The 24502-nt window shown below is 45.9% G+C and carries 18 protein-coding genes and 1 pseudogene; 15 read left to right on the top strand and 4 right to left on the bottom strand.

Annotated elements, in window-relative coordinates:
• Positions 1 to 49: 49 nt before the first annotated feature.
• Positions 50 to 1249: an FprA family A-type flavoprotein gene (locus EV202_RS10895; protein ID WP_131927083.1), complete on the bottom strand. Its 1200-nt coding sequence runs from the start codon at positions 1247 to 1249 to the stop codon at positions 50 to 52.
• Between the two features lie 61 nt (positions 1250 to 1310).
• Positions 1311 to 2237: a TIGR01212 family radical SAM protein gene (locus EV202_RS10890; RefSeq protein ID WP_131927082.1), complete on the bottom strand. Its 927-nt coding sequence runs from the start codon at positions 2235 to 2237 to the stop codon at positions 1311 to 1313.
• Between the two features lie 1119 nt (positions 2238 to 3356).
• On the opposite strand from EV202_RS10890, the gene EV202_RS10885 reads away from it, so the two are divergent.
• The 9 genes and pseudogenes from EV202_RS10885 to EV202_RS10845 all read left to right on the top strand — a co-directional run bounded on the left by EV202_RS10885 (position 3357) and on the right by EV202_RS10845 (position 13396).
• Positions 3357 to 3884, top strand: a complete 528-nt coding sequence (locus tag EV202_RS10885) for a hypothetical protein (RefSeq protein ID WP_131927081.1) — start codon at positions 3357 to 3359, stop codon at positions 3882 to 3884.
• 17 nt (positions 3885 to 3901) lie between these two features.
• Positions 3902 to 4396 carry a hypothetical protein gene (locus tag EV202_RS10880; RefSeq protein ID WP_131927080.1) on the top strand — a complete coding sequence of 165 codons (495 nt, stop codon included), beginning with the start codon at positions 3902 to 3904 and terminating at the stop codon, positions 4394 to 4396.
• A gap of 65 nt (positions 4397 to 4461) precedes the next feature.
• Positions 4462 to 4944, top strand: coding sequence for a hypothetical protein (locus EV202_RS10875; RefSeq protein WP_131927079.1), 483 nt, complete (start codon positions 4462 to 4464; stop codon positions 4942 to 4944).
• Positions 4945 to 4988: 44 nt separating this feature from the next.
• A complete protein-coding gene (locus EV202_RS10870) occupies positions 4989 to 5450 on the top strand; it encodes a hypothetical protein (RefSeq protein ID WP_131927078.1) in 462 nt (153 codons plus the stop codon).
• 210 nt (positions 5451 to 5660) lie between these two features.
• Complete coding sequence (locus tag EV202_RS10865) at positions 5661 to 6680, top strand: hypothetical protein (RefSeq protein ID WP_165899423.1); 1020 nt, start codon at positions 5661 to 5663, stop codon at positions 6678 to 6680.
• Between the two features lie 839 nt (positions 6681 to 7519).
• Entirely contained in the window at positions 7520 to 8920 is a 1401-nt protein-coding gene (locus EV202_RS10860) for an ATP-binding protein (protein WP_131927076.1), read from the top strand.
• 197 nt (positions 8921 to 9117) lie between these two features.
• Positions 9118 to 11328 (top strand): S9 family peptidase, encoded by a 2211-nt coding sequence (locus EV202_RS10855; RefSeq protein ID WP_131927091.1) that lies wholly within the window; start codon positions 9118 to 9120, stop codon positions 11326 to 11328.
• Between the two features lie 16 nt (positions 11329 to 11344).
• Positions 11345 to 12229 (top strand): annotated as a pseudogene (gene lipA, locus EV202_RS10850) (lipoyl synthase); the annotation flags it as partial.
• Between the two features lie 48 nt (positions 12230 to 12277).
• Entirely contained in the window at positions 12278 to 13396 is a 1119-nt protein-coding gene (locus EV202_RS10845; RefSeq protein ID WP_131927075.1) for a hypothetical protein, read from the top strand.
• On the opposite strand, the gene EV202_RS10840 is transcribed toward EV202_RS10845, so the two are convergent.
• Complete coding sequence (locus EV202_RS10840) at positions 13362 to 14066, bottom strand: SAM-dependent methyltransferase (protein WP_131927074.1); 705 nt, start codon at positions 14064 to 14066, stop codon at positions 13362 to 13364. The genes EV202_RS10845 and EV202_RS10840 overlap by 35 nt on opposite strands.
• A 94-nt stretch (positions 14067 to 14160) precedes the next feature.
• Positions 14161 to 15018, bottom strand: a complete 858-nt coding sequence (locus EV202_RS10835) for an enoyl-ACP reductase FabI (protein ID WP_106043424.1) — start codon at positions 15016 to 15018, stop codon at positions 14161 to 14163.
• A gap of 346 nt (positions 15019 to 15364) precedes the next feature.
• Here EV202_RS10835 and EV202_RS10830 point away from each other — a divergent pair, with 346 nt between their 5' ends.
• From EV202_RS10830 to EV202_RS10805, 6 genes are all read left to right on the top strand, one after another.
• The gene (locus tag EV202_RS10830; protein WP_131927073.1) at positions 15365 to 16963 is read left to right on the top strand and encodes a glycoside hydrolase family 28 protein; all 1599 of its coding nucleotides are present in this window, start codon (positions 15365 to 15367) and stop codon (positions 16961 to 16963) included.
• Entirely contained in the window at positions 16964 to 18220 is a 1257-nt protein-coding gene (locus tag EV202_RS10825) for a DUF4861 domain-containing protein (RefSeq protein WP_131927072.1), read from the top strand. It abuts the gene before it with no gap.
• A 68-nt stretch (positions 18221 to 18288) separates the two neighbouring features.
• Positions 18289 to 19965 (top strand): glycoside hydrolase family 43 protein, encoded by a 1677-nt coding sequence (locus tag EV202_RS10820; RefSeq protein ID WP_131927071.1) that lies wholly within the window; start codon positions 18289 to 18291, stop codon positions 19963 to 19965.
• A 133-nt stretch (positions 19966 to 20098) separates the two neighbouring features.
• Positions 20099 to 20755 carry an HAD family hydrolase gene (locus EV202_RS10815; protein WP_106069134.1) on the top strand — a complete coding sequence of 219 codons (657 nt, stop codon included), beginning with the start codon at positions 20099 to 20101 and terminating at the stop codon, positions 20753 to 20755.
• Positions 20756 to 20839: 84 nt separating this feature from the next.
• Positions 20840 to 21067 carry a hypothetical protein gene (locus tag EV202_RS10810; protein ID WP_131927070.1) on the top strand — a complete coding sequence of 76 codons (228 nt, stop codon included), beginning with the start codon at positions 20840 to 20842 and terminating at the stop codon, positions 21065 to 21067.
• A 192-nt stretch (positions 21068 to 21259) separates the two neighbouring features.
• Positions 21260 to 24484 (top strand): SusC/RagA family TonB-linked outer membrane protein, encoded by a 3225-nt coding sequence (locus EV202_RS10805; RefSeq protein WP_165899422.1) that lies wholly within the window; start codon positions 21260 to 21262, stop codon positions 24482 to 24484.
• The last annotated feature ends 18 nt before the right edge of the window (positions 24485 to 24502 follow it).

Genomic DNA, 24502 nt, shown 5'->3' with positions numbered 1-24502 from the left:
AAGTCGGTTTGAATTTATTTTTTCACGTGCTTATCGGAACTTTCCGGCTTTATTTCCGGTCTTTTTTAAGACGTTGGGCCATGGCGCGCGCCAGATGCTCGCATTGCTCGTAGGTGATGTCTTTCATGGCTTGCTTCATCTCCACAGGGTCGCCCACCAGCTCGAACTTGCTCTTCTCGGCAAACTCGGCCATACGCTTCACCGCAGCACCCGCCCAACAGAATGAGCCGAAGTAGCCTAAATAACGTCCCTTAACCTCGCGTACAAGGATTTTGGATAGCAGGGATTCTACCTCCGGATAAACCTGATTGCTATAAGTAGGACTGCCGACGATGAGCCCCCGATACTTGAAGACATCGGCAAGGATGTATGACGGATCGCTCTTGCTCACATTGTGCATCACGATGTTACGGATGCCCTGCGCGGAAAGCCCGGCTGCAATGGCTTCGGCCATCTGTTCCGTATTGCCGTACATGGAGCCGTATGCAATGACCACACCTTCGTCGGCATCATAACGGCTCAGCTTGTCGTAAATGCCCACTACTTTGCCGATGTTTTCCGTCCACACCGGCCCGTGGGTGGAACAGATGGTGGAGATGGGCAGGCTGCTCAGTTTTGTCAAGGCTTTCTGCACCGGAGAGCCGTATTTGCCCACAATGTTGGAATAGTAGCGCACCATCTCGTCCCAACAGCGGTCGGTATTGATGCGGGTGTCGAGGAAGCCGCCGTCCACCGTGCCGAAACAACCGAATCCGTCGCCGGAAAACAGCACGCCTTCCGTTTCGTCGAAGGTCATCATCGTTTCGGGCCAGTGCACCATCGGCGTCATATAGAAACGGAGCTTATGGTGTCCCAAAGCCAGATAATCGCCATCGTTCACCAAATACTGCTCGCCCGTCACACCGTAAAATCCCTCGATCATGCCGAAAGTCTGCTTGTTGCCCACGATGACAATGTCGGGATAATGTTGCTTTATCAGGCGGATGGAACCGGAATGGTCGGGTTCCATGTGATTGATGATGAGATACTGTATGGGGCGTTCGCCGATGATGCTCTTTATCTTACGAAGATAGACTTCGAAATAGCAGATGTCCACCGTATCGACCAATGCCACCGTTTCATCGTCTATCAGGTAAGAATTGTACGAAACGCCATACGGCAACGGCCACATGCCTTCAAATAAATGTTTATTGCGGTCGTTTACTCCCACGTAGTGGATTTTTCCTTTTATCACAGCTTTCGGGTTCATTGTTTTTATTTATTTAGATTGATTCCACGTTTAAACATGCCACAAAAGTAGTTCTTTTTTCTCACATTTCATACTTCTTGCCTTGATATGCTCCAAGTTCTTTCATTCTTTTTTGCAGCCGGTGGTTGAATTCATAATTTTTCAATCCCCAATCGGGAGCGATGAGCAGTTCCTTGGGCGACTGCGATACGAAACGTTCCAGCACCAAGTCGGGACGCAAATGTTCGATATAGTCGATGACAAGGGCGATGTATTCTTCCACATCGAACAGATGGAAATCTTCGGGGTGTCGCTCATATTCCAATGCCATGCGGGTGCCGCGTATCAGTTGCAACTGGTGCATTTTCAGCGTGGTGAGGGGCAGGCGCGACAGTGTGCCGGCCTGCGCCACAATGTCGGCCGGCGTCTCTCCCGGCAGTCCGAGGATGACGTGCCCGCCGGTAAGGATGCCGCACGAGGCGGTTCGCTCCACCGCATCTGCGGCAGCCTCGAAGGTATGCCCGCGACGGATGCGCCCGAGGGTTTCGTTGCAGGTGCTTTCTATGCCATACTCCACCAAGAGGAAAGTATGCCGGTTCATCTCCTCCAGATAGCGCAGCAGGTTGTCGGGCATGCAGTCGGGGCGTGTGCCGATGACCAACCCCACCACTCCATCCACCGACAAGGCTTCCTCGTACTTACGTTTCAGGCTCTCCAGTTCCCCATACGTATTGGTATAAGCCTGAAAATAGGCCAGATATTTCATTTCCGGATACTTGTGGGCAAAGAACAGCTTTCCTTCTTCCAACTGCTGCGTGACGGATTTCTCCGTATGACAATAATCGGGGTTGAAAGTCTGGTTATTGCAATATGTGCAGCCGCCATAGCCCTTGCTGCCGTCTCTGTTAGGGCATGTGAAGCCGGCATTCAGCGATATTTTCTGTACCTTGTAAGGGAAATAACGTTTCAGGAACAAGGGAAATTCATTATAAAGATTCATTCTATCCATAATGCGCAAAGATAAGAATCTGTTTTGAATTTATTTCAGCTTTTCAACGGTTTGACACGATTGGAAGCACATAAAAGAAGCAGCCATCTTACCTTCACACCAACCAAGTTCCTACCATGTTCTTATCATGTTCTTATCATGTTCTTATCATGTTCTTTTGGAGACGCTCGCTATAGACAAGAAGAAAACAAGAAAATGATAAAGGTGCATACCCTCTGTGAAAGACAGAAACAACTTCTATTCGATGACTTTTCCCGAAAAGGGGTAACTCATATCAAGTTGTTACCCCAAATACCGGACGAATCTTCTTCTTTAATGGAAGAGCCGTTTTTAACTCCTGCAACAAACAATAAATCAAGAACAAATTGAAATATTCAAATTAAAATCTTATATTTCGACGGAAACACTATATAATCACTAAAAGCAAAATATGAAAAAGACAATCAACCAAAAAATCTCTGTTACTTTAGCTTCTGCAAACCTTCGATGATAATCAGCTGAAGGTTATACCACAAACAAATTTACTGCTATGCTGTTAGCATTCAAAAGAATATATGTATTTTTGTATCCAACCCGCAGAAATTTAGATTTTTACAGAAACAATAAAATGATGAAGCGATGGAGACCGTGGTAGCTAAAATTATATTTATGCCGGAAATAGAATATATGTATGATAATGAAAACAGACCGGGCACATGCCCGATTTGTCATAACACATTAGAAAAAATACCGGATGTTCATTACAAGGTCGAAAAAAAAAGAGCCGATATATTGTGCACATACGATGGATATTGTATTGTTACGGAGAAGTTCAAAGAGTTCTGCAATGAAAACAAGTACCCCAATATTACTTTTATAGCACTTACAGACTCTATCGGATACTACTTTTTTATGCCGCATGACATTTATAAATTGGATTACATCCACCGTAAGACTCAATTTCTGAATAAAAGAGAATGTTGCGGCAGTTACGATGAAATTATCGGAGCAACTCCCGCATACAAACTTTCAAGTTTTTCTACCGAATCTGATGATTTTATCAACCGGTCGGAATATCTTTTTGGAACTAAAGGATGCAAGGATCCTCTCATTATTATAGGACTAAAAACGCAACAAAAGATGAAAGCATTTGGCTTGAAAGGGATAATCTATAGAGACGTTTATTCCATTGAAATGACTTATGGGAAACCCAAACCCATGGAAGATGTGACCCTGCAAGACATGCAGAAAAATCCAATCTGGATATTTGCCTTGGATGAAGAAGAAAACGAGGAGATAGACGAAACTTGGCAAAAACCGGTATTGAATTACGACAACGTGACATACGAACTCGTCGAAGCGTATATCCTGATGAAAAGTACCGACGGACAGTATGACGTATCGGCAAATCTGGATATCGAAGAGGAAACGCTGGACGACGTCACTTATTGGGATTACGAGCAAGAAGGCTGGGTTCCAATCGAGAATATCGAGAATTACAAAGAACTGCAATTCGTTGCTATTCCTAAAATAGAAAAAGAAGCCGGCGTCATTTTCGGATTTGACGATACGAAAAATAAATTCAGCTCTGTAAGAAGTCAGGCACAGCCAAAGAAAAAGCGAAAAGGCGTGTTTTCTTTCTTTGCATCGCTATTTAAAAGAAAATAATTCAGAATCGTAGAAGGATGCTAAGAATAGAGGGTAAACAGATAGAAGCAGTAGATTTGGATTATCTTAAAAGAGAACCTGATGTAATTATTAATACGCTGAATTTTGAGTTACATTCTGGTTTGTCGATTAAGGACTCCATTATTGATACGCTTGACCTACCGGCTTTTCTCTTTCACTCAGAAGTAGTTATTCGTGATTGCATCATTAAAGAGGTACAACTCTCCTATTGTTGGTTTATAAATGGACTGGAATTTACCAATAATACTATTCTGCAAGAAGCAACTTTCGAAGCCGGAGGACATAACAAAAAGCCGTTCATAATGAAAGAAAATATATTCCATGGCTTTCTGAATTTCTTCGATTGTCAATTTGGAGATACCGTTTATTTTTCCAATAATACTTTATTAGAAGGCTGTAATTTGTTAGGAAATAAAGGGGAAGGATATGAAACCTTATTCGATAATGGAATTATTCAGAATGGAAACACAGGAAGGCTCGACATGGAATAAAGACAAAATAATTATACAAAAGAGGCAAGAAAATTAGGAGGAAACAAATGGTAAAAGAAGTAACTATGAAAAAAATAATCAATCAAAATATAGTTTTGTTTAATATCGCCCTTAAGTACAACATTATAGACATCTCTGTCATAACTTCTTGGACTGATGATTATATTCTGAATAATGAAATAGATGTAAATGATTATTTCATTATTGAATTATCATGGACTCATACGAAAGAACGCATACAAGAAATATTAATGGATGAAATTTATAAGAGAGAAATAACTAACCTGAAAATTCAGGGTAACTTATTCTTTCCCTTTTTGAGTTTATACGATTTATCTTCTGACACGAATTTCATATTCATTACAAATAAATTATTGGCATTGGCTTTAGATGATGAAGTAGAATTTTCAGAAAAAGAAATAGAATTAATCTACTATGTTGACGAATGTAGGGATGAATATATTGATGGGGTCATGAGTTTCGGAGAAGCTTTAGAAAATTTACTTTTACTTTTAGGAGAAAAAACTGTCCATCAAGTTTTGAATTGACTCAAGCATGTGGGCATTATGTATGATAATAAGCACAAACCGGAATGAACAAAATGGAAGAGAGTAGCTATTGCAAAGATGATATTTATAAACTTATTCATAAACTCATTGCGGGAGAAATAAATGAGAATGATTTTTCAGACGAATATTATGTTGCTTATATTTATTATAGCGATTATTGGAATACCTCAGGAAACTTAAACGAGACGGAGTTGTCGCTATTCAATCAATTAGCCAAAATAGCTAATAGCTTAGTCTCATTTGCAGAAATAAAACTCAACTACAATGAAGTTACGATACTAAAAGAGAGATTAAAAAGTAAAGCCATACAAATCTCAAAGAAAATGTTCATACCTAATCTTTTAGAACAATACTTTTGTGATAAAATCAGTACTATAGACTTTTGCAACAAATTCTACGAATGGTATGATATGGGCATCTATAGAGATGAAACGGATCAAAACAAAAAAATATGGTTTGATGAATTAAGTATAATAGCCGGATGATATTCAGAGTTCAGTGAAGATCATAAGATAACTCCAAAAGTTTACACTACAGAAGCTGAAATAAAAGCAAAAGTAAAAGATATTCTACAACTCCTTCAAACAAATTCATCGCGATGCTGTTAGCATGCAAAAGAATATTTGTATTATTGTATCCAACCCGCAGAAATTAGATTTTTACAGAAACAATAAAATGATGAAACAATGGAGACCGTGGTAGCTAAAATTATATCTATGCCGGATATAGAATACATGTATGATAATGAAAACAGACCGGGCACATGCCCGATCTGTCATAACACATTAGAAAAAATACCGGATGTTCATTACAAGGTCGAAAAAAAAAGAGCCGATATATTGTGCACATACGACGGATATTGTATTGTTACAGAGAAGTTCAAAGAATTTTGCAATGAAAACAAGTACCCCAATATTACTTTTATAGCACTTACAGACTCTATCGGATACTACTTTTTTATGCCGCATGACATTTATAAATTGGATTACATCCACCGTAAAACTCAATTTTTAACTAAAAGAGAATGTTGCGGCAGTTACGACGAAATTATCGGAGCAACTCCCGCATACAAGCTCTCAAGTTTTTCTACCGAATCTGATGATTTTATCAATCGGTCGGAATATCTTTTTGGAACTAAAGGATGTAAGGATTCTCTCATTATTATAGGACTAAAAACGCAACAAAAGATGAAAGCATTTGGTTTAAAGGGAATAAGCTATGACAATGTTTATTCCATTGAAATGACTTATGGGAAGCCCAAACCCATGGAAGATGTGACCCTGCAAGATATGCAGGAAAATCCAATCTGGGTATTTGCCTTGGACGAAGAAGAGAATGAGAAAATAGACGAAACTTGGCAAAAACCGGTATTGAATTACGACAACGTGACATACGAACTCGTCGAAGCGTATATTCTGATGAAAAGTACCGACGGGCAGTATGACGTATCGGCAGATCTGGATATCGAAGAAGAAACGCTGGACGACGTCACTTATTGGGATTTCGAGCAAGAAGACTGGGTTCCAATCGAGAATATCGAGAATTACAAAGAGCTGCAATTCGTTGCTATTCCTAAAATAGAAAAAGAAGCCGGCGTCATTTTCGGATTTGACGATACGAAAAATAGGTTCAGCTCTATAAGAAGTCAGGCACAGCCAAAGAAAAAGCGAAAAGGCGTGTTTTCTTTCTTTGCATCGCTGTTTAAAAGAAAATAATTCAGAATCGTAGAAGGATGCTAAGAATAGAGGGTAAACAGACCACATTATTGAGAATTAATACCGAGTGATTATCAAAAAGCATTCCTTGCGAGAGATATCTGTAGGCGGGGTTTGGTATATATATCTACCGTGCTACATCTATATTTCCGGCAGGCTGCATCTATAGTTCCGGATGAGGGCATCTATATAGCGAGCCGGAGCAAGGAGAAAAACTCTCTAAGAGGTAAATGTTTTTCTTTTCTTGAAAGACTTCGGGATTGGAAATGCATGGCGTATCTTTCACATAATCGGTTTTTATGGGGAGCGAAATAGTACGGACCTTGTGCGACAACTCGGCACGAACCGACGAGCGACTGCCTGCCGACTGCTTGCCAACTCCGAGCCGGCTCGGAGTTGGCAAGCAGTCGATGAGCTACCCCAAAAGACCATAACGCTCAATATATCAACAAATTATCAGTCCTTTTTCCCTCGCGCGCGCGAGAGAAGAGAAGAAAAGAATAGAAAAGACCTCCCCCATATCCCCCCCTCATTGTGAAGTGCATCCCAAAAAAGTTGGAGGTGGAGAAGGTGGAGGCAGGCCTGCGCCCACACTTTATGCACCGTAACATGAGGGCGGAGCGAGGCTAAGGTGTGGGCTTACGGACGGTGAAGTGTGGAGAAACTTTCCGAAAACCATTCGCCATACAATAAATCTTCGTAACTTTAGCCGCTGAAAACATTGCGGTAATCGCTTAAATGGCATGGTTCAATGCCATAAGCCTGCGAATGGTATCGCTATGTCGCTAATATTCAGAAGAATAATTTTATTATTATATCGGATTTCACGTAATATATATATGAGCAAGATAACAGCAAAAGAATGTCAGAACGTCGAATACAAGCGTAGCTGGCAAGACGAATATCTAAAGTGGATTTGCGGCTTTGCGAATGCACAAGGAGCTGTTATGTATTTTGGAGTGGATGATGATCTCGAAATATATGGTCTGAAGAACATCACGAAACTGATGGAAGACATTCCCAACAAGATTGTTAACAGCATGGGGCTGGTGGTAGATGTAAACCTCTATGAGCAGGACGGATTAGAATACATAGAGATAACAATTGACCCGAGTAACGTGCCTATCAGTTACAAAGGTAAGTATTACTATCGCTCCGGCAGTACTTTGCAGGAATTGAATGGCGCAGCCTTGCAGCAATTCATCTTAAAGAAGATGGGACGTTCATGGGATGACATCACGAATGACCGTGCAACACTGAATGACATTGACCGAAAGGCTATAGAATATTTCTTGCGCAGAGGTATTGAAGCAGACCGCATACCTGAAGACCAGCGCAATGCTTCAACTGAAGATATATTGACAAGCCTGCATCTGATGGATGAAGATGGGCATCTAAAGAATGCTACACTTTTGCTTTTTGGCAAAGATCCATTGAAATTCTTCACCGGTGTAAGATTCAAAATTGGCCGTTTTGGTGTTGACGAAGCAGATTTGTTGATACAGGATGTGATAGAAGGCAACATAATCCAAATGGCTGACCGCGTAGTAGAAGTGTTGAAAGCAAAATATCTGGCTTCGCCTATACGCTTTGAGGGCATGCTTCGTATCGAGGAATTGGAAGTCCCGATAGAGGCTTTGCGAGAAATACTATATAATAGCATCGCCCATAAGGATTACACAGGGCCTGACATACAGATGCGTGTATATGATGACCATGTGGAGATATGGAACGAGGGCACACTGCCGGAAGGATATGACGAGAGTGTGCTTTACGGCAAGCATTCATCCAAGCCTCGCAATCGGAACATTGCCGATACGATGTTCAAGGCAGGTTTTATCGACACATGGGGACGTGGCTATTCCAAAATCCGTGACGGATTCAAGAAAGTAGGGCTGCCTATACCCACGGTCAAATCTGATTGCGGTGGTACACTTGTAACATTTAAGCGTGGCTATGACGTCGCAAGCGGAAAGAAAATTATCGGTAGTGACGTCACCAGCAATGTCACGAGTGACGTCACCAGTTTGTCACGAGAGCAACTATCTGACAGACAAAGAGAAATCAGCAAAATGATTGAAAACAATCCACGTATCTCCGTGAAAGAATTGTCACTGGTTCTCTCACTATCCGAGAGGACAGTTAAGAGAGACCTTGCAGCCATGCAAAAGGTGGGTGTATTGATTCGCGAGGGAAATACAAGTGCAGGACATTGGGTAATCATTCAAGAGCAACGTTGAAGATGGCTATTAGTTAGTTTTTCAGGTAAAAAGTCATTCGCCATACAATAAATCTTCGTAACTTTAGCCGCTGAAAACATTGCGGTAATCGCTTAAATGGCATGGTTCAATGCCATAAGCCTGCGAATGGTATCGCTATGTCGCTAATATTCAGAAAAATAATTTTATTATACCGAATTTACGTTATATTGATGGATATGAAAAAAATCTGCTGTCTCCTCCTTTTCTGCCTCTGCACATTGGCAAGCCTTGCCCAAAACGGCAAAGCGCTTGACCTGAAAGAAATCGTATCGGGCAAATTCACGCCCAAGAACATTTCAGGCGTCATCCCCATTCCGGGCGACGGCGAACATTACTCGCAGATGAATGCCGACAGAACGCAAATCATAAAATACTCTTTCAAAACGGGAAAGCAGGTGGAAGTGTTGTTCGACGCCGCCACCGCACGCGAATGCCCTTTCAAAAGCTTCGACAGCTACAGCTTTGCTCCCGACGGCAGCAAACTGCTTATCGCTACGGAAAAAACCCCCATCTATCGCCATTCCTATACGGCAGTGCACTACATCTACAGCCTGAAGCGCAACCTCGACGGACGGATAAACAACATAGTGGAAAGGCTTTCGGACGGAGGCCCGCAACAAGTGCCGGTGTTCTCGCCGGACGGTAACCAAGTGGCTTTTGTGCGCAACAACAACATCTTCCTCGTGAAACTGCTTTACGGCAACAGCGAAAGCCAAGTGACGGAGGACGGCAAGCAGAACGAAGTTCTGAACGGCATTCCCGACTGGGTGTATGAAGAGGAGTTCGCCTTCGACCGTGCCTTGGAGTTCAGCGCCGACAATCAGATGCTGGCCTTTATCCGCTGGGACGAGAGGGAAGTGCCCTCCTACTCCATGCAGCTCTTTGCCGGACAGTGGCCCCGCCTCGCCCCGTTCGCAAAGTATCCGGGAGAATATGCGTATAAATATCCCAAAACAGGTGAGGCCAACTCCAAAGTATCGGTACATACCTTCGACATCAAATCGAAGGTGACCCGCAAAATAAACGTACCCGTAGAGGCCGACGGATATATTCCGCGCATACGCTTCACGAAAGATCCTGACAAACTTGCCATCATGACCCTGAACCGCCATCAGAACCGGTTCGACATGTACTTTGCCAACCCGCGCAGCACCGTAGCCAAATTAGCCCTGCGAGACGAAAGCGATACGTACATCAGCGAAGACGTATTCGACAACATCGTTTTCTATCCGGAGAACTTCAGCTTCGTAAGCGAAAAAAGCGGCTACAAGCACCTATACTGGTACAGCATAGGCGGCAACCTGCTGAAGCAAGTAACCTCCGGAGAGTATGAGGTACGCAAGTTTCTGGGCTACGATGCCGAAGAGGGCAGCTTCTACTTCAGCAGCAACGAAGAAAGCCCGATGCGCACTGCAATCTATAAAACAGACCGGAAAGGGAAAAAAATAAAGTTATCGGCACAAAGCGGAACAAACAGCGCTCAGTTCAGCGCCAACATGAAGTACTACATGAACCGTTACTCCGCACTGGACACACCTACCGTCATCACCCTGAACGACAACACGGGCAAGACACTCGCCACCCTCATGGACAACGCCGCCTTGAAACAGGAGATTGCCAATTATGACATGCCACGGAAAGAGTTCTTTACCTTCCGGACCACCGACGGCACCGCACTGAACGGCTGGATGATGAAACCGACCGGCTTCTCTGCCGGGAAGAAATATCCGGTACTGATGTACCAGTATAGCGGTCCCGGTTCGCAACAAGTAACAGACAGGTTCAGCGTCAGTTGGGAAACCTACATGGCATCGCAAGGCTATATCGTGGTGTGTGTAGACGGACGGGGCACCGACGGACGGGGTGCCGACTTCACCAAGTGCACCTACTTGAACTTGGGAGTCAAGGAAGCCAAAGACCAAGTGGAAACGGCCCTCTACATGGGCAGCCAACCCTATGTGGACAAAAACCGCATCGGCATTTGGGGATGGAGTTATGGAGGATACATGACCATTATGAGCATGAGCGAAGGAACACCGGTGTTCAAAGCCGGAGCAGCCGTGGCCGCCGTGACCGACTGGAACTATTACGACACCATCTACGGCGAACGTTTCATGCGCACTCCGAAAGAGAACGCCGAAGGCTACAAAGCCGGCTCGGCCTTTACCCGCGCCGACAAGCTGCACGGCCGGCTGTTGCTGGTGCATGGCATGGCCGACGACAACGTACACTTCCAGAACTGTGCGGAATATGCCGAAGAGTTGGTGCAACTGGGCAAGCAATTCGACATGCAGATCTACACCAACCGCAATCACGGCATTTACGGAGGAAACACACGGCTTCACCTGTACACGCGGCTGACCGACTTTTTCAAAAACAACCTCTGATACCGATACGAATAAGGATATGCCGGAAAGAGTACGCAAGCCTGAATGGCTCAAAATAAGCATCGCCGCCAACGAGCGATATGCCGAGACCAAACGCATCGTCGAATCGCACTGCCTGCATACGATTTGCAGCAGCGGCCGTTGCCCCAACATGGGCGAATGCTGGGGAAAAGGCACTGCCACTTTCATGATCGGAGGGAATATATGCACGCGCAGTTGCAAGTTCTGCAACACACAAACCGGAAAGCCCCTGCCGCCGGATGCCGAAGAGCCTACGCATGTGGCAGAATCCATTGCCTTGATGAAACTCGCGCATGCGGTAGTCACTTCCGTAGACCGTGACGACCTCCCCGATCTGGGGGCATCGCATTGGGCACGCACCATCAGGGAAATCAAACGCCTCAACCCCAAGACAACCGTGGAAGTATTGATTCCGGACTTTCAGGGACGAAAGGAACTTGTTGAGCAAGTCATCAACGAACGTCCGGAAATCATTTCGCACAACATGGAAACCGTGCGCCGCATCAGTCCGTTGGTGCGCAGCGCAGCCAAATACGAAACCAGTCTTGAAGTGCTGCGGCAAATAGCCGGAAGCGGCACCACAACCAAATCGGGCATCATGGTAGGTTTGGGCGAGACCCCGGAAGAGGTGGAGGAACTGATGGACGACCTGATAGGAGCGGGTTGCCACATACTGACCATAGGGCAATACCTGCAACCCACGCACAAGCATTATCCGGTAGCGGCATATATCACGCCCGAACAATTTGCCCTTTACAAAGAAATCGGACTGAAGAAAGGATTCCGTCAGGTGGAAAGCGCGCCTTTAGTGCGTTCTTCCTATCATGCGGAGAAGCACATCTGCCCCGCACAAAAAAAGAATGAAGGAAGAAACATTTGATACGCTCGGTTGTTATGATGTAAAGAAGAGAAAGAAATCATACAACGAATGAGGAGTCAAAAAATTCTATCATACAAATTCAACCTGTCGCTGGGATTCATACCTGTCATAATAACCTTTGTGTTATGCGAAATTATGACACAAGAGGGTGCCATCTATATAGGTGCGGGGATAGGTGTCGTTCTCAGCATGCTTGCCTTGCGGAAAAAAGACTATAAGATTCCGCAAATCATACTGTACAGCAGCACCGCAATGCTCCTATTGCTGGCAATAACCACACTGCTCATCCCCCATTATTGCCCCCGCTCCATGTTCCCCCTCACATTGGAGATTTGCGTCGTCATACCGCCGCTCATCATATACTTCAACCGGAAACGCTTTCTGCGGCATCAAACGGAGCAAGCACAGAAGTGCTGCAAACCGGTTTTTATGCAGGGAGCGGAGGCTACCGTCGTGTCTGCACGGGTCATTCTCCTCATCGCTCTTCTGCATTTCCTGATTATTCTGTGCGCCATGCTGGTAAGTCGTCCTTTGGGAAATGCCACCCGGCATTTGCTGTTCAACGTGGCTCCGCTTCTCGTATTTATTCTGGGTATCCTGTTCAACCAGTTCGGCATTCTCTATTTTAACTCACTTATGAGGAATGAGGTCTTTTTCCCGATAGTCAACATGCGGGGAGATGTCATCGGGAAAGCATTGGCTTCGGATGCCGTAAGCCGGAAAAACAATTATATCAACCCGGTCGTCCGGATTGCCGTCATGTCAAACGGCATGCTGTTTCTCCTGCCTCGCCATCAATGCTGCGCTTTCGAAAGAGGTAAAACAGATTTATTGCTGGAAGGTTATCTGATTTACAAAGAAACCTTGGAGGAAGGGGCAAAGAGGATACTGAAGGAAACATTACCCTCTGCCCCGGCGGAAGAGTTGCGTTTCAACTTCGTATATCACTTTGAAAACGAAACGACCAACCGGCTGGTCTATCTCTTTACACTCGATTTGAAAGACGATTCCATCCTATGCAATGACAACTTCAAAGGCGGGAAATTATGGACACTCCGGCAAATGGAAGATAATATGGGACAGAACTTCTTCGGCAGTTGCTTGGAACATGAATACGAAAACCTGAAAGATATTATCTATACAAGAGAAAAATACAAGGAATCTTAGACAGGTCGGGAGTGCGGCCCTGCCATTCCTTCACGGTTTTGGTTTTGATATATTCCCCCTCGCAAGTAATGTTTGCCGCAATACAGAGTTTGGTTTGCGGGCGGCAATTATGAAGGATGTCCTCTATCATCTTGTTGTTACGGTAGGGCGTTTCGATGAAGAGTTGCGTCTGATGTTCATTGTATATTCTATGTTCCAACGCCTTTATTTTTTTGGCGCGCTCCGCCGGCTCTATGGGAAGATAGCCGTGAAAGGCAAAACTTTGTCCGTTGAATCCGGAAGCCATGACAGACAGGATAATGGAAGAAGGCCCTACCAACGGAACCACTCTCAGGTTTTTGCGTTGGGCAATGGCTACTACATCGGCACCGGGATCGGCCACAGCCGGACAACCGGCTTCAGAAATTACTCCCATCGGCTGCCCTTCTATCAACGGTTTCAGATAACCGGATATCTCTTCGGGAGATGTGTGCTTGTTCAGCGTATAGAACTTCAATGCATCAATATCCGTTTCCTTATCCGCTTTTTTCAGAAAGCGGCGCGCAGAACGCACATCCTCCACTATAAAATGACGGATTCCCGATATCACCTCTCTATTATAAGACGGCAATACCGTGTCTATGGACGTATCGCCCAGAGTGACGGGCAAAAGATAAAGTGCGGGTTCCATTTGGGTAGAAATTAGAGAATAAATTCAGACGTTAGAAAATAGAGAATAGAAATATCCAAAGTCTAACGTCTATCTTCTAACGTCTAATAAAAAATCATCCGTAAATGATGTTTCCGTTTTCGTCCTTATACTCATCCAGACCTTTCTCATAAGTGGCCATGGCGCGAAGGCTCATGCCTACACTGGAGAAACCGCCGTCGTGGAACAGGTTCTGCATGGTCACCTTACGGGTAAGGTCGGAGAACATGACGATGCAATAGTCGGCACATTCATCGGCAGAAGCATTGCCGAGCGGAGACATACGGTTGGCAAAGTCGAACAGTTTGTCCATACCTTTTACGCCGGCACCGGCCGTTGTCATGGTAGGCGACTGTGAAATGGTATTGACACGCACATGGTGCTCGCGTCCGTAGATGTAGCCGAAACTGCGGGCAATGGACTCCAACAACGCTTTGGCATCTGCCATGTCGTTGTAACCGTAGAATGTACGTTGTGCAGCCACGTAGCTCAGTGCAAGGATAGAGCCGTACTCGGCAATGGCGTTCAGCTTCTTGGCTGCCTGTATCATCTTATGGAAAGAGATGGCAGAGATATCCAGCGTCTTGTCCAGCATATCATAATCCAAATCGTCATAAGTGCGTTTCTTGCGCACATTGGGCGACATGCCGATGGAATGCAACACAAAGTCGATTTGTCCGCCCAGCACTTCCATGGAGCGTTTGAATACATTCTCCAAATCTTCTACACTCGTTGCATCCGCAGCAATGACCTCGCAATTCAGTTTCTCGGCCAGTGCGGATACTTCGCCCATGCGCACGGCAACGGGGGTATTTGACAAGGTGATGGTTGCACCTTCTTCTACTGCTTTTTCTGCTACTTTCCAGGCAATGGACTGCTCGTTCAGAGCACCGAAAATAATGCCTCTTTTTCCCTTCAATAAATTATAACTCATACCTATATTTACTAAAAATTCGGTTGCAAAGATAGGAAGTTTCCGCATATTTCTGCATAAAAACCTCAAAAGTGTGCAAAAGAAAGAGGCAAACGACAAAAAATACACCAAAACCAACAAATAGTGCACATCGTTTCCGCCGAAGCCCGATACATTTGCAACCGGTAATTAAAGAGGTTTTTTCATAATATTTATTTAAGGTTAGAATTAGGTTAACATGAATCAACTTATTATTTCTTCCGCAGGCCACCCGTGAGGGCCGCTTGCGGAGAAATGATAAAACCCCTCTTCGGTTACGCCTCCCGCAATCTCGGTAATTTTATAATTTAATAATATAGTATCGCGAATGAACACACTTATCAAAAAATGGTTAGTGATTACTGCCTTATCGCTCCCGTTGCAGCCTGCACAGAACATCGCATCGGCACAATGCGGAAATCATATAGACGAAGCTATCTATGAGAATCTGCCATTCGATATGCCTAAAGTGGAACAACCCGTATTTCCGGATTATTCGGTAAATATCCTGCAATTCGGCGCAAAAAGCGATGGCATTACCCTCAACACGAAAGCAATCAACGATGCCATAAAAGAGGTAAACATGCACGGAGGAGGAAGGGTTATCATTCCCGAAGGGCTGTGGCTGACCGGTCCTATCGAACTGTTGAGTAATGTAAACCTTTACACGGAAAAGAATGCATTGGTGGTATTTACAGACGACTTCGATGCTTATCCCATCATAAAGACCTCTTTCGAAGGGCTGGAAACACGCCGTTGCCAATCGCCCATCTCGGCATGGAATGCTGAAAACATAGCTATCACCGGTCATGGTGTATTCGACGGTTCGGGCGACAGTTGGCGCCCTGTGAAGCAAAGCAAGCTCACGGCTTCCCAATGGAATGCGCTGGTAAAATCGGGCGGCGTGGTAGACAAATTGATATGGTATCCCACTGCCGGCTCATTGAAAGGCGCATTAGCTTGCAAGGACTTCAACAATCCCGAAGGCATCGAAACCGATGAGGAATGGAACGAGATACGCCCGTGGCTGCGTCCGGTGCTACTGAATATCGTCAAGAGCAGAAAGGTGCTGTTAGAAGGAGTAACATTCAAGAACTCTCCCAGCTGGTGCCTGCACCCGCTGTCGTGCGAACACATCACCATCAATAAAGTGAAGGTGTTCAATCCGTGGTACTCGCAAAACGGTGATGCGCTGGACTTGGAATCGTGTAAAAACGCCCTTATCATCAACAATATTTTTGATGCCGGCGACGATGCCATTTGCATTAAATCAGGAAAAGATGAGGACGGACGCAAACGCGGAGAGCCTTGCCAAAACGTAATCGTAAAAAACAACACAGTGCTGCACGGGCATGGCGGTTTCGTGGTGGGCAGCGAGATGTCCGGCGGGGTGAAGAATATCTATGTGTCCGATTGTACTTTCCTCGGAACGGATGTAGGGCTTCGATTCAAGAGTACCCGTGGTAGGGGCGGTGTGGTGGAAGGAATTTATATCAATAACATTCACATGATTGATATTCCTCACGAACCGTTGCTGTTCGACTTGTTCTATGGCGGCAAAGGTGCCGGCGAGGAAACGGAGGAGGAGCTGGCCGGACGCATGCGGGCAAGCGTTCCGCCCGTGACGGTGGAGACACCCGCCTTCCGTGACATCCATATTTCCAATATCATCTGCAAAGGGACCGGGCGTGCCATGTTCTTCAACGGACTGCCGGAAATGCCTATCAAGAATGTCACTGTGAAGAATGTCACTATCAGCGAAGCTAAGGAAGGAATAGTTGTCAGTCAGGCGGAAGGAATAATCTTCGAGAATATCCGCATCGAGACAAACGGGAAAACGCTGAACGTGAAGAGTGCAAAAGACCTGAAGGTAGATGGCAAAAGCTACAGAAACATCGACGTCAAAGGAATCAGATTGAACTTTTAAATGAAAACAGCTTTACTCATCATCTTTGTCCGGCTGTTGTGCAACGGCTATATGTATGCACAGACTGCCCCGCAAACCGCCGCATACTCCATGGAAGTGGTCAATTCTTGGGACAAGGCCAGAACGGATGCCCCCATAGTCATCAAACTGTCCGAACTGAACAGCAGGTTTCGCATACAATCGGCCGTAGTAAAAGATGGAGATGTGGAAATACCGTCGCAATTGGACGACCTGAACGGTGACTCGAAAGCCGACGAGCTGGTCTTCGTCATCGACATGCCCGCCAATGGCAGGAAAGTACTTTCCGTGACATTCTCGGCCGATAAAACCGCCAAGGTTTATCCTGCACGCGTATTTGCCACCATGCTGGTGCGCGATGCAGGGAAGCAGAAACATGCACCGGTACAATCAGTCACAGCACCCGGAACGACTGACTTCTATAACATGCTGTATGGGCACGGGCCGATGTTCGAGTCCGAATTGGCAGCCTATCGTATCTACTTCAACCCGAAACAGACAGTAGACCCGTACGGTAAATTCAAGAAAGGATTGGAACTCGAAGAGAGCCGGTTTTACCCTACCGACGAGCAGCTTGCGCACGGTTTCGGCAACGATGTGCTGATGGTAGGAAACAGTTGCGGCATCGGCACGCTGAAAGGTTGGGACGGCACTAAGGCCACCCACATCGAGCCGGTAACCTTCCGCACGGAACGTATCCTTGCATACGGTCCGGTACGCACCATTACCGACGTGGAGGTGAAAGGCTGGCAATATCAAGGCAAAGAGCTGACAATGACCAACCGCTACATTCTCTATGCAGGACACCGGGACTTGCTCGTGGAGACTTTCTTCGACCAACCTCTGGAAGAAGAGACTTTCTGTACCGGCGTTCAGAACATCATGGGCGGCGAAACCCTCTCTTATTCCGACCATAAGGGGCTGATTGGAAGTTGGGGAAGATACTGGCCCATGACCGACACGGCGAAATACGCCAAAGAGACGATAGGCATTGCTACCTATGTTCCACAAAAATACATCCGCGAGGAAGTGACTGACAAGGACAACTTTCTCTATACGCTTTCAGCCCCCGGCAGCAACCGCTTCCACCATTACACCATGTTTGCCTCCTGCAAAGAGACCTTCGGCTATTCCACCCCGGAAGCATGGTTCGCCTATATGCAAGAGTGGAAAGAAGCGCTGGAGCACCCCGTAAGTATTTCTCCCCTCATTCCTCTGCCTCGCAAAGAGGAGAAGTAACCACTAATCAGAGCGCCACCTTCAACCGCGACAATAATTAAATATCAAGCTTTGAAATCTTTTTAACCATGAAAACAAGAAACCTGTATTTAGCCCTTGGCTTATTACTTGCTTTACCGCTGGAGGCACAACGACAGAATCACGTCTCGGAAGTCTGGTGTCCGGACTTGGGAAACGGAAAGTATAAAAACCCTGTTTTATACGCGGACTATTCCGATCCGGATGCCTGCCGGGTAGGAGATGACTTCTACATGACCTCTTCCAGTTTCAACTGCCTGCCGGGATTACAAATATTACACTCCAAAGATTTGGTGAACTGGAGCATTATCGGTGCTGCCATACCCTATGCACTCCCTCCGATTGAAATGCCCGAACGCCCGCAACACGGCAACCGCATATGGGCACCGGCCATCCGCCATCATAACAATGAATTCTACATTTTTTGGGGAGACCCCGATCAAGGGGTTTTCATGGTGAAAGCCAAAGACCCGAAAGGACCGTGGACAGACCCCATACCGGTGAAGCCCGGAAAAGGCATTATCGATGCCTGCCCCTTTTGGGACGAGGACGGCAAAGTATACATGGTGCACGCCTATGCAGGAAGCCGTGCACAACTGAAAAGCGTCATCGCCATCTGCGAGTTGAATGCCGATGCCACCAAGGCCGTCACACAGTCGCGCATTGTCTTCGACGGTCATGAGGAACATCAGACCTGCGAAGGTCCGAAGCTTTACAAACGAGGCGGATACTATTATATCTTCCATCCAGCAGGCGGAGTTCCTACGGGATGGCAGGTTGTGCAACGTTCCAAGCATATATATGGGCCATACGAATGGCGAAAGGTATTGGAGCAAGGGAACACATCTGTCAATGGTCCCCATCAGGGTGCATGGGTAGATACTCCTGCCGGAGAAGATTGGTTCCTGCACTTCCAGGACGTGGGTGCCTACGGACGTCCGGTGCATCTGCAACCCATGAAATGGATAGATGGTTGGCCTGTTATCGGCATCGATAAAGACGGTGACGGATGCGGAGAACCCGTATCGACCTACAATAAGCCCAATGTAGGCAAGGTTTATCCAATCTGCAACCCGCAAGAGAGCGATGAATTCGACGGTTACACCCTCTCTCCGCAATGGCAATGGCAGGCCAACATCAACGAGAAATGGGCTTATTATGCCGGCGACCAAAGCCTGGTGCGCCTCTACTCATACCCGGTAGTCGACGAATACAAGAACCTATGGGATGTTGCCAACCTGCTATTGCAAAAAACTCCTTCGGACAATTTCACCACCACCATGAAACTTACGTTCAAGCCTTCGGAGAAATACAAAGGCGAACGTACAGGATTGGTTGTCATGGGATTGGATTATGCCGGGCTGATTCTGGAAAACACCGGTCACGGTCTGATGCTTTCGCAAGTATCCTGCCTGAAAGCAGACAAAGGCAGTCACGAAGAAGTGAACGGAACAACAAAGCTGAAGGAAAACACCGTTTATCTGCGTGTTGAATTCGGTTGCAAGGGAAAGAAAATAACCGAGAGTGAAGGCGGACACGACTTGGTGGTAATGTGCAACTTCGGCTACAGCCTGAACGGCAAGGAATATCATAAGCTTGGAAAACCTTTTCAGGCCAAAGAGGGAAAATGGATCGGAACGAAAATCGGCATGTTCTGCACCCGTCCCGCCATCATAGCCAACGACGGCGGTTGGGCAGATGTAGACTGGTTCAGAATCACCAAATGAAAAACGCACACGTCGGGTGCGGCATAAAAGACACACGCTGAAACCTGTCCCGTTCCGTCATCTGCCTCGCTCAAATTCCCTTTTTCCATCTCCATAAAAATGCTATCTTTGCCATCGAAAAAAAAGAAAACGAATGAAAAAGCTGATAATATTCGATTTGGACGGCACTCTGCTGAACACCATCGCCGACCTGGCACAGAGCACCAACCACGCCTTGCAGGCACTTGGCTACCCCATACATCCGGAAACAGCCTATAACTTCATGGTGGGCAACGGAATCGACAAACTGTTTGAGCGCGCCCTGCCGGAAGGAGAAAAGAACGAAGAAAACGTACTGCGCGTACGCAAAGAATTTATCCCTTATTACGACATACATAATGCCGATAAAAGCCGTCCTTATCCCGGCATACCCGAACTTCTGCTGCAATTGCAGGAGGCAGGATTGCAACCGGCCGTAGCATCCAACAAATATCAGGCTGCCACGGAAAAGCTGATTGCCCATTACTTCCCCGGCATCCGCTTTGCTGCCGTATTCGGGCAGCGCGAAGGCATCAACGTAAAGCCCGATCCGACCATCGTGCATGATATTCTTGCAATAGCCCGGACGGACAAAGAAGATGTCCTTTATGTAGGAGACTCGGGAGTGGATATGCAGACGGCCGCCAATGCAGGAATAACCGCATGCGGAGTGACGTGGGGATTCAGACCACGCACGGAACTGGAGGCTTTCCGTCCCGAATACATTGTGAACGAAGCAGGCGAAATCTTCACAATAGCCATGTCTCGTTGACCTGAAAACAGCAGGTCACTTCCTTTTCTTTTGCAAGAAGACGTTCCTTTCAAAGCTATTCGATATCCGCGGAAAAACTTTGCGATGTCCGCAGAAAAACTCTATTCCAAGCCTTGGAATATATATTTCAGGACTTGGGATACATATCCCGAGGTTTGGGATAGAGAATACTTCCCGTATTCGCAAACTTTTTCTGCCGACAAAGAGAACTTTTTCTGCGGACATCGCAAACTTTTTCTGCCGACAGAAATAATGTATGATATCGAGACTATTGCCGGCAACCGATACATACCGGCAACCGGAATGCAATAAGCTTCTGCCATGACACTATCGAGCAGAGCATTAACATATCGGCATGCCATAGATAACAAAAAGTACCAACCTAAAAACAGAATTTACACATCCGAGGTTTTACATCTCTATACATTTGCATCAATGATTTAACAGTGTGTGCGAACACATAGCAAAAGATGGAAACTTTTTTAAATTATAAACATGCAAAGGATGTCTAACAAAATGAAGAACATGCGCAATGCGCTACTATTTATATTAGTAGCCACGATATCACTCGGCATATCAGCGCAAAATGTAACCGTAAAAGGTACTGTGACAGACAAAACCGGAGAAACCGTAATCGGCGCATCCGTAGTTCAGAAAGGGAATAGCGGCAATGGCACGATTACCGACATAGACGGTAATTTCAGCCTAACCGTTCCCGCTAATGCCACATTGGTATTTTCTTACGTGGGTATGACCACACAAGAAGTTGCCGTCAAAGGGCAGAAAACACTCAATGTGGTTTTGTCGGATGATGCACAAGCTCTGGAAGAGGTTGTTGTCATCGGTTATGGTGCGGTAAAGCGCAAAGACCTGACCGGATCTGTGGCTACCGTTAACTCCGAAACTTTAGCAGCCGTTCCGGTAGCTTCGGCAACAGAAGCATTGACCGGGAAAATGGCCGGTGTACAAATCACCACAACCGAAGGTTCTCCCGATGCGGAATTAAAGATTCGTGTGCGTGGAGGCGGTTCTATCTCCCAAAGTAACGAGCCTTTGTTTATCGTCGACGGTTTTCCCGTAGAATCAATATCCGACATTCCGGCTACGGATATTGAAGATATGACTGTATTGAAAGATGCCTCTTCTACCGCCATCTATGGTTCGCGCGGTGCAAACGGCGTAATCTTGGTGACGACAAAATCCGGTAAAGAAGGCAAAATCTCAGTAAATTACAACACCTACTATTCATGGAAAAAGATTGCCAAGACATTGGACGTGCTTAGTGCCGCCGATTATGCGACTTGGCAATACGAGCTGGCCCAATTGAAAGGCAGCAGTTATGTTGCAGCTTACGAAAAGTTCTTCGGCTCATACACTGATTTGGATTTATATGACAATATTGCAACCAATGATTGGCAAAATCTGACTTTCGGCCGCACCGGTCATACTTTCAATCATAGCCTGAACATCAACGGAGGTAGCGACAAAATAAAATATGCTTTCAGCTACAATCACATGAATGATAAAGCCATTATGGAAGGCTCATCATATAAACGTGATAACTTCAGCCTAAAACTGAACACCAAACCCGCCAAGAATGTGACATTAGACTTTCAGGCACGTTATTCAGACACTGACATCAACGGCGGCGGTGCAAATGATGTCAGCTCTACTTACGATTCGGACAAACGCCTGAAATACTCCGTCATCTATACTCCGATACCCCTTGCCAATTTAGATTCTTCTTCTGGTAGTGCCGACGATGACTTGGGGAACCTGTATCACCCTCTGACTTCCATCTCAGACAACGATCGAATGCAGGAACGCAAAACATTGAATATTGCAGGCGGTTTCGGATGGGAAATCTTCAAGAACTTCAAAATCAAGGCCGAAGTCGGATACGATGATTATCGCAACAACGATCAGCGCTTTTGGGGATTGACCACCTATTATATAAAGAATGTGCCTTCCAAAGACAATCAGAAAAAACCGGCAGCTCAACTCGCCAATACCAATCGTCATAAGTTCCGCAGTACGAATACCGTCAGCTACGACTTCTCAAAACTGTTTAAGGGCGACAGTCATCACCTGAATGCCATGATAGGACACGAGTGGGTCATCAGTAAATCAACGGTTCAGACCAATGTCATTCATGGATTTCCCGAATCGTTCACAGCATCCGACGCATGGAAGTATTCCTCGCAAGGCAAACCTTTTACTATTGACAACTACATCAATCCCGACGAGAAGCTGTTGTCTTACTTCGGTCGTGTCAACTACGACTTTGAAAGCAAATATCTGCTGAGTGCCACATTCCGTGCCGACGGTTCTTCTAAATTCTCATCCGGCAATCAATGGGGGTACTTCCCGTCTGCCGCCGTTGCATGGCGTGTTTCTTCCGAACCTTTTATGGAAAGCGCAAAAAACTGGTTGGACGACCTGAAACTGCGTGTCAGCTACGGTACGGCCGGCAACAATAACATTCCTCCCGGCCAGATGAACTTAAACTATAAGTCATCCGCAACCAGTTGGATCAACGGATTTGACAGTTATTGGTCTGCATCCAAGATAATGCCTAACTCGGATTTGAAGTGGGAAACCACAATCACCCGCAATGTGGGTATGGATTTCACCGTATTGGGCGGCAAACTGAACGGTACTGTCGAAGTATACCTGAACACGACAAAGGATTTGTTGATTCAGTTTCCGGTTGCAGGAACCGGCTACGACTATCAATACCGTAACATGGGTAAAACACAGAATAAAGGTATTGAGGCCAGCATCAACTGGACCATTCTCGATAAAAAGAACTTCGGTTTGAGCTTCAGCGCGAATATAGGATTCAACAAGAATGAAATCAAGGATCTCGGCATCATGAACGACTTCGGTGAAGAAACCTATTGGGCATCTTCCGAAATTGGTTACGACTTCTGGATTGCCAAAGGAAGTTCCGTAGGACGGATGTACGGCTATCGCTCGGCAGGCCGTTACGAAGTAAGCGATTTCACAGGCTATGACGAAACTACCAAGTCATGGAAGCTGAAAGACGGTGTAGTGGATGGGACAGCCGTTCTCGGTAAGTTGCGTCCGGGTACCATGAAACTGGCCAATGTTGACGGCAGTGCGGACAATAAAGTAACATTGGCCGACCGTGAAATCATTGGTGATGCCAATCCGGTACATACAGGTGGCTTCAGCATCAACGCTCGTGCCTACGGTTTCGACCTGAGCGCAAACTTTAACTGGAGTTACGGAAACGATGTCTACAACGCCAACAAAATGGAATTCACCAATCCCGGAAAATACCAATACCGCAATATGATTGGCGAAATGGCTGCCGGCAAACGCTGGAACAACCTGAATGCAGACGGAACCATCTGTAATGATCCCGCCCAATTAGCTGCAATGAATGCCAACACCACTATGTGGTCGCCCTATGTCAATAGCGAAAAAATGATTTTCAGCGACTGGGCCGTAGAAGACGCTTCTTTCCTGCGTCTGAATACGCTGACCTTAGGATATACGTTGCCCAAGAGCTTGCTCTCTAAAGCGCACATACAGAACTTACGTCTCTATGTAACGGCTTACAACGTATTCTGTCTTACGAACTACTCAGGATATGACCCGGAAGTATCTACCATCCGCAGAACCAACTTAACTCCGGGTGTTGACTACTCCGCTTATCCAAAGAGCCGTCAGTTTGTAGTAGGTCTTAACTTGAACTTCTAACCAAGCAAAACAATTAAA

The organism is Prevotella heparinolytica (assembly GCF_004342845.1).
GTDB lineage: Bacteria > Bacteroidota > Bacteroidia > Bacteroidales > Bacteroidaceae > Bacteroides > Bacteroides heparinolyticus.
This window is presented reverse-complemented; position numbering and strand designations above follow the sequence as displayed.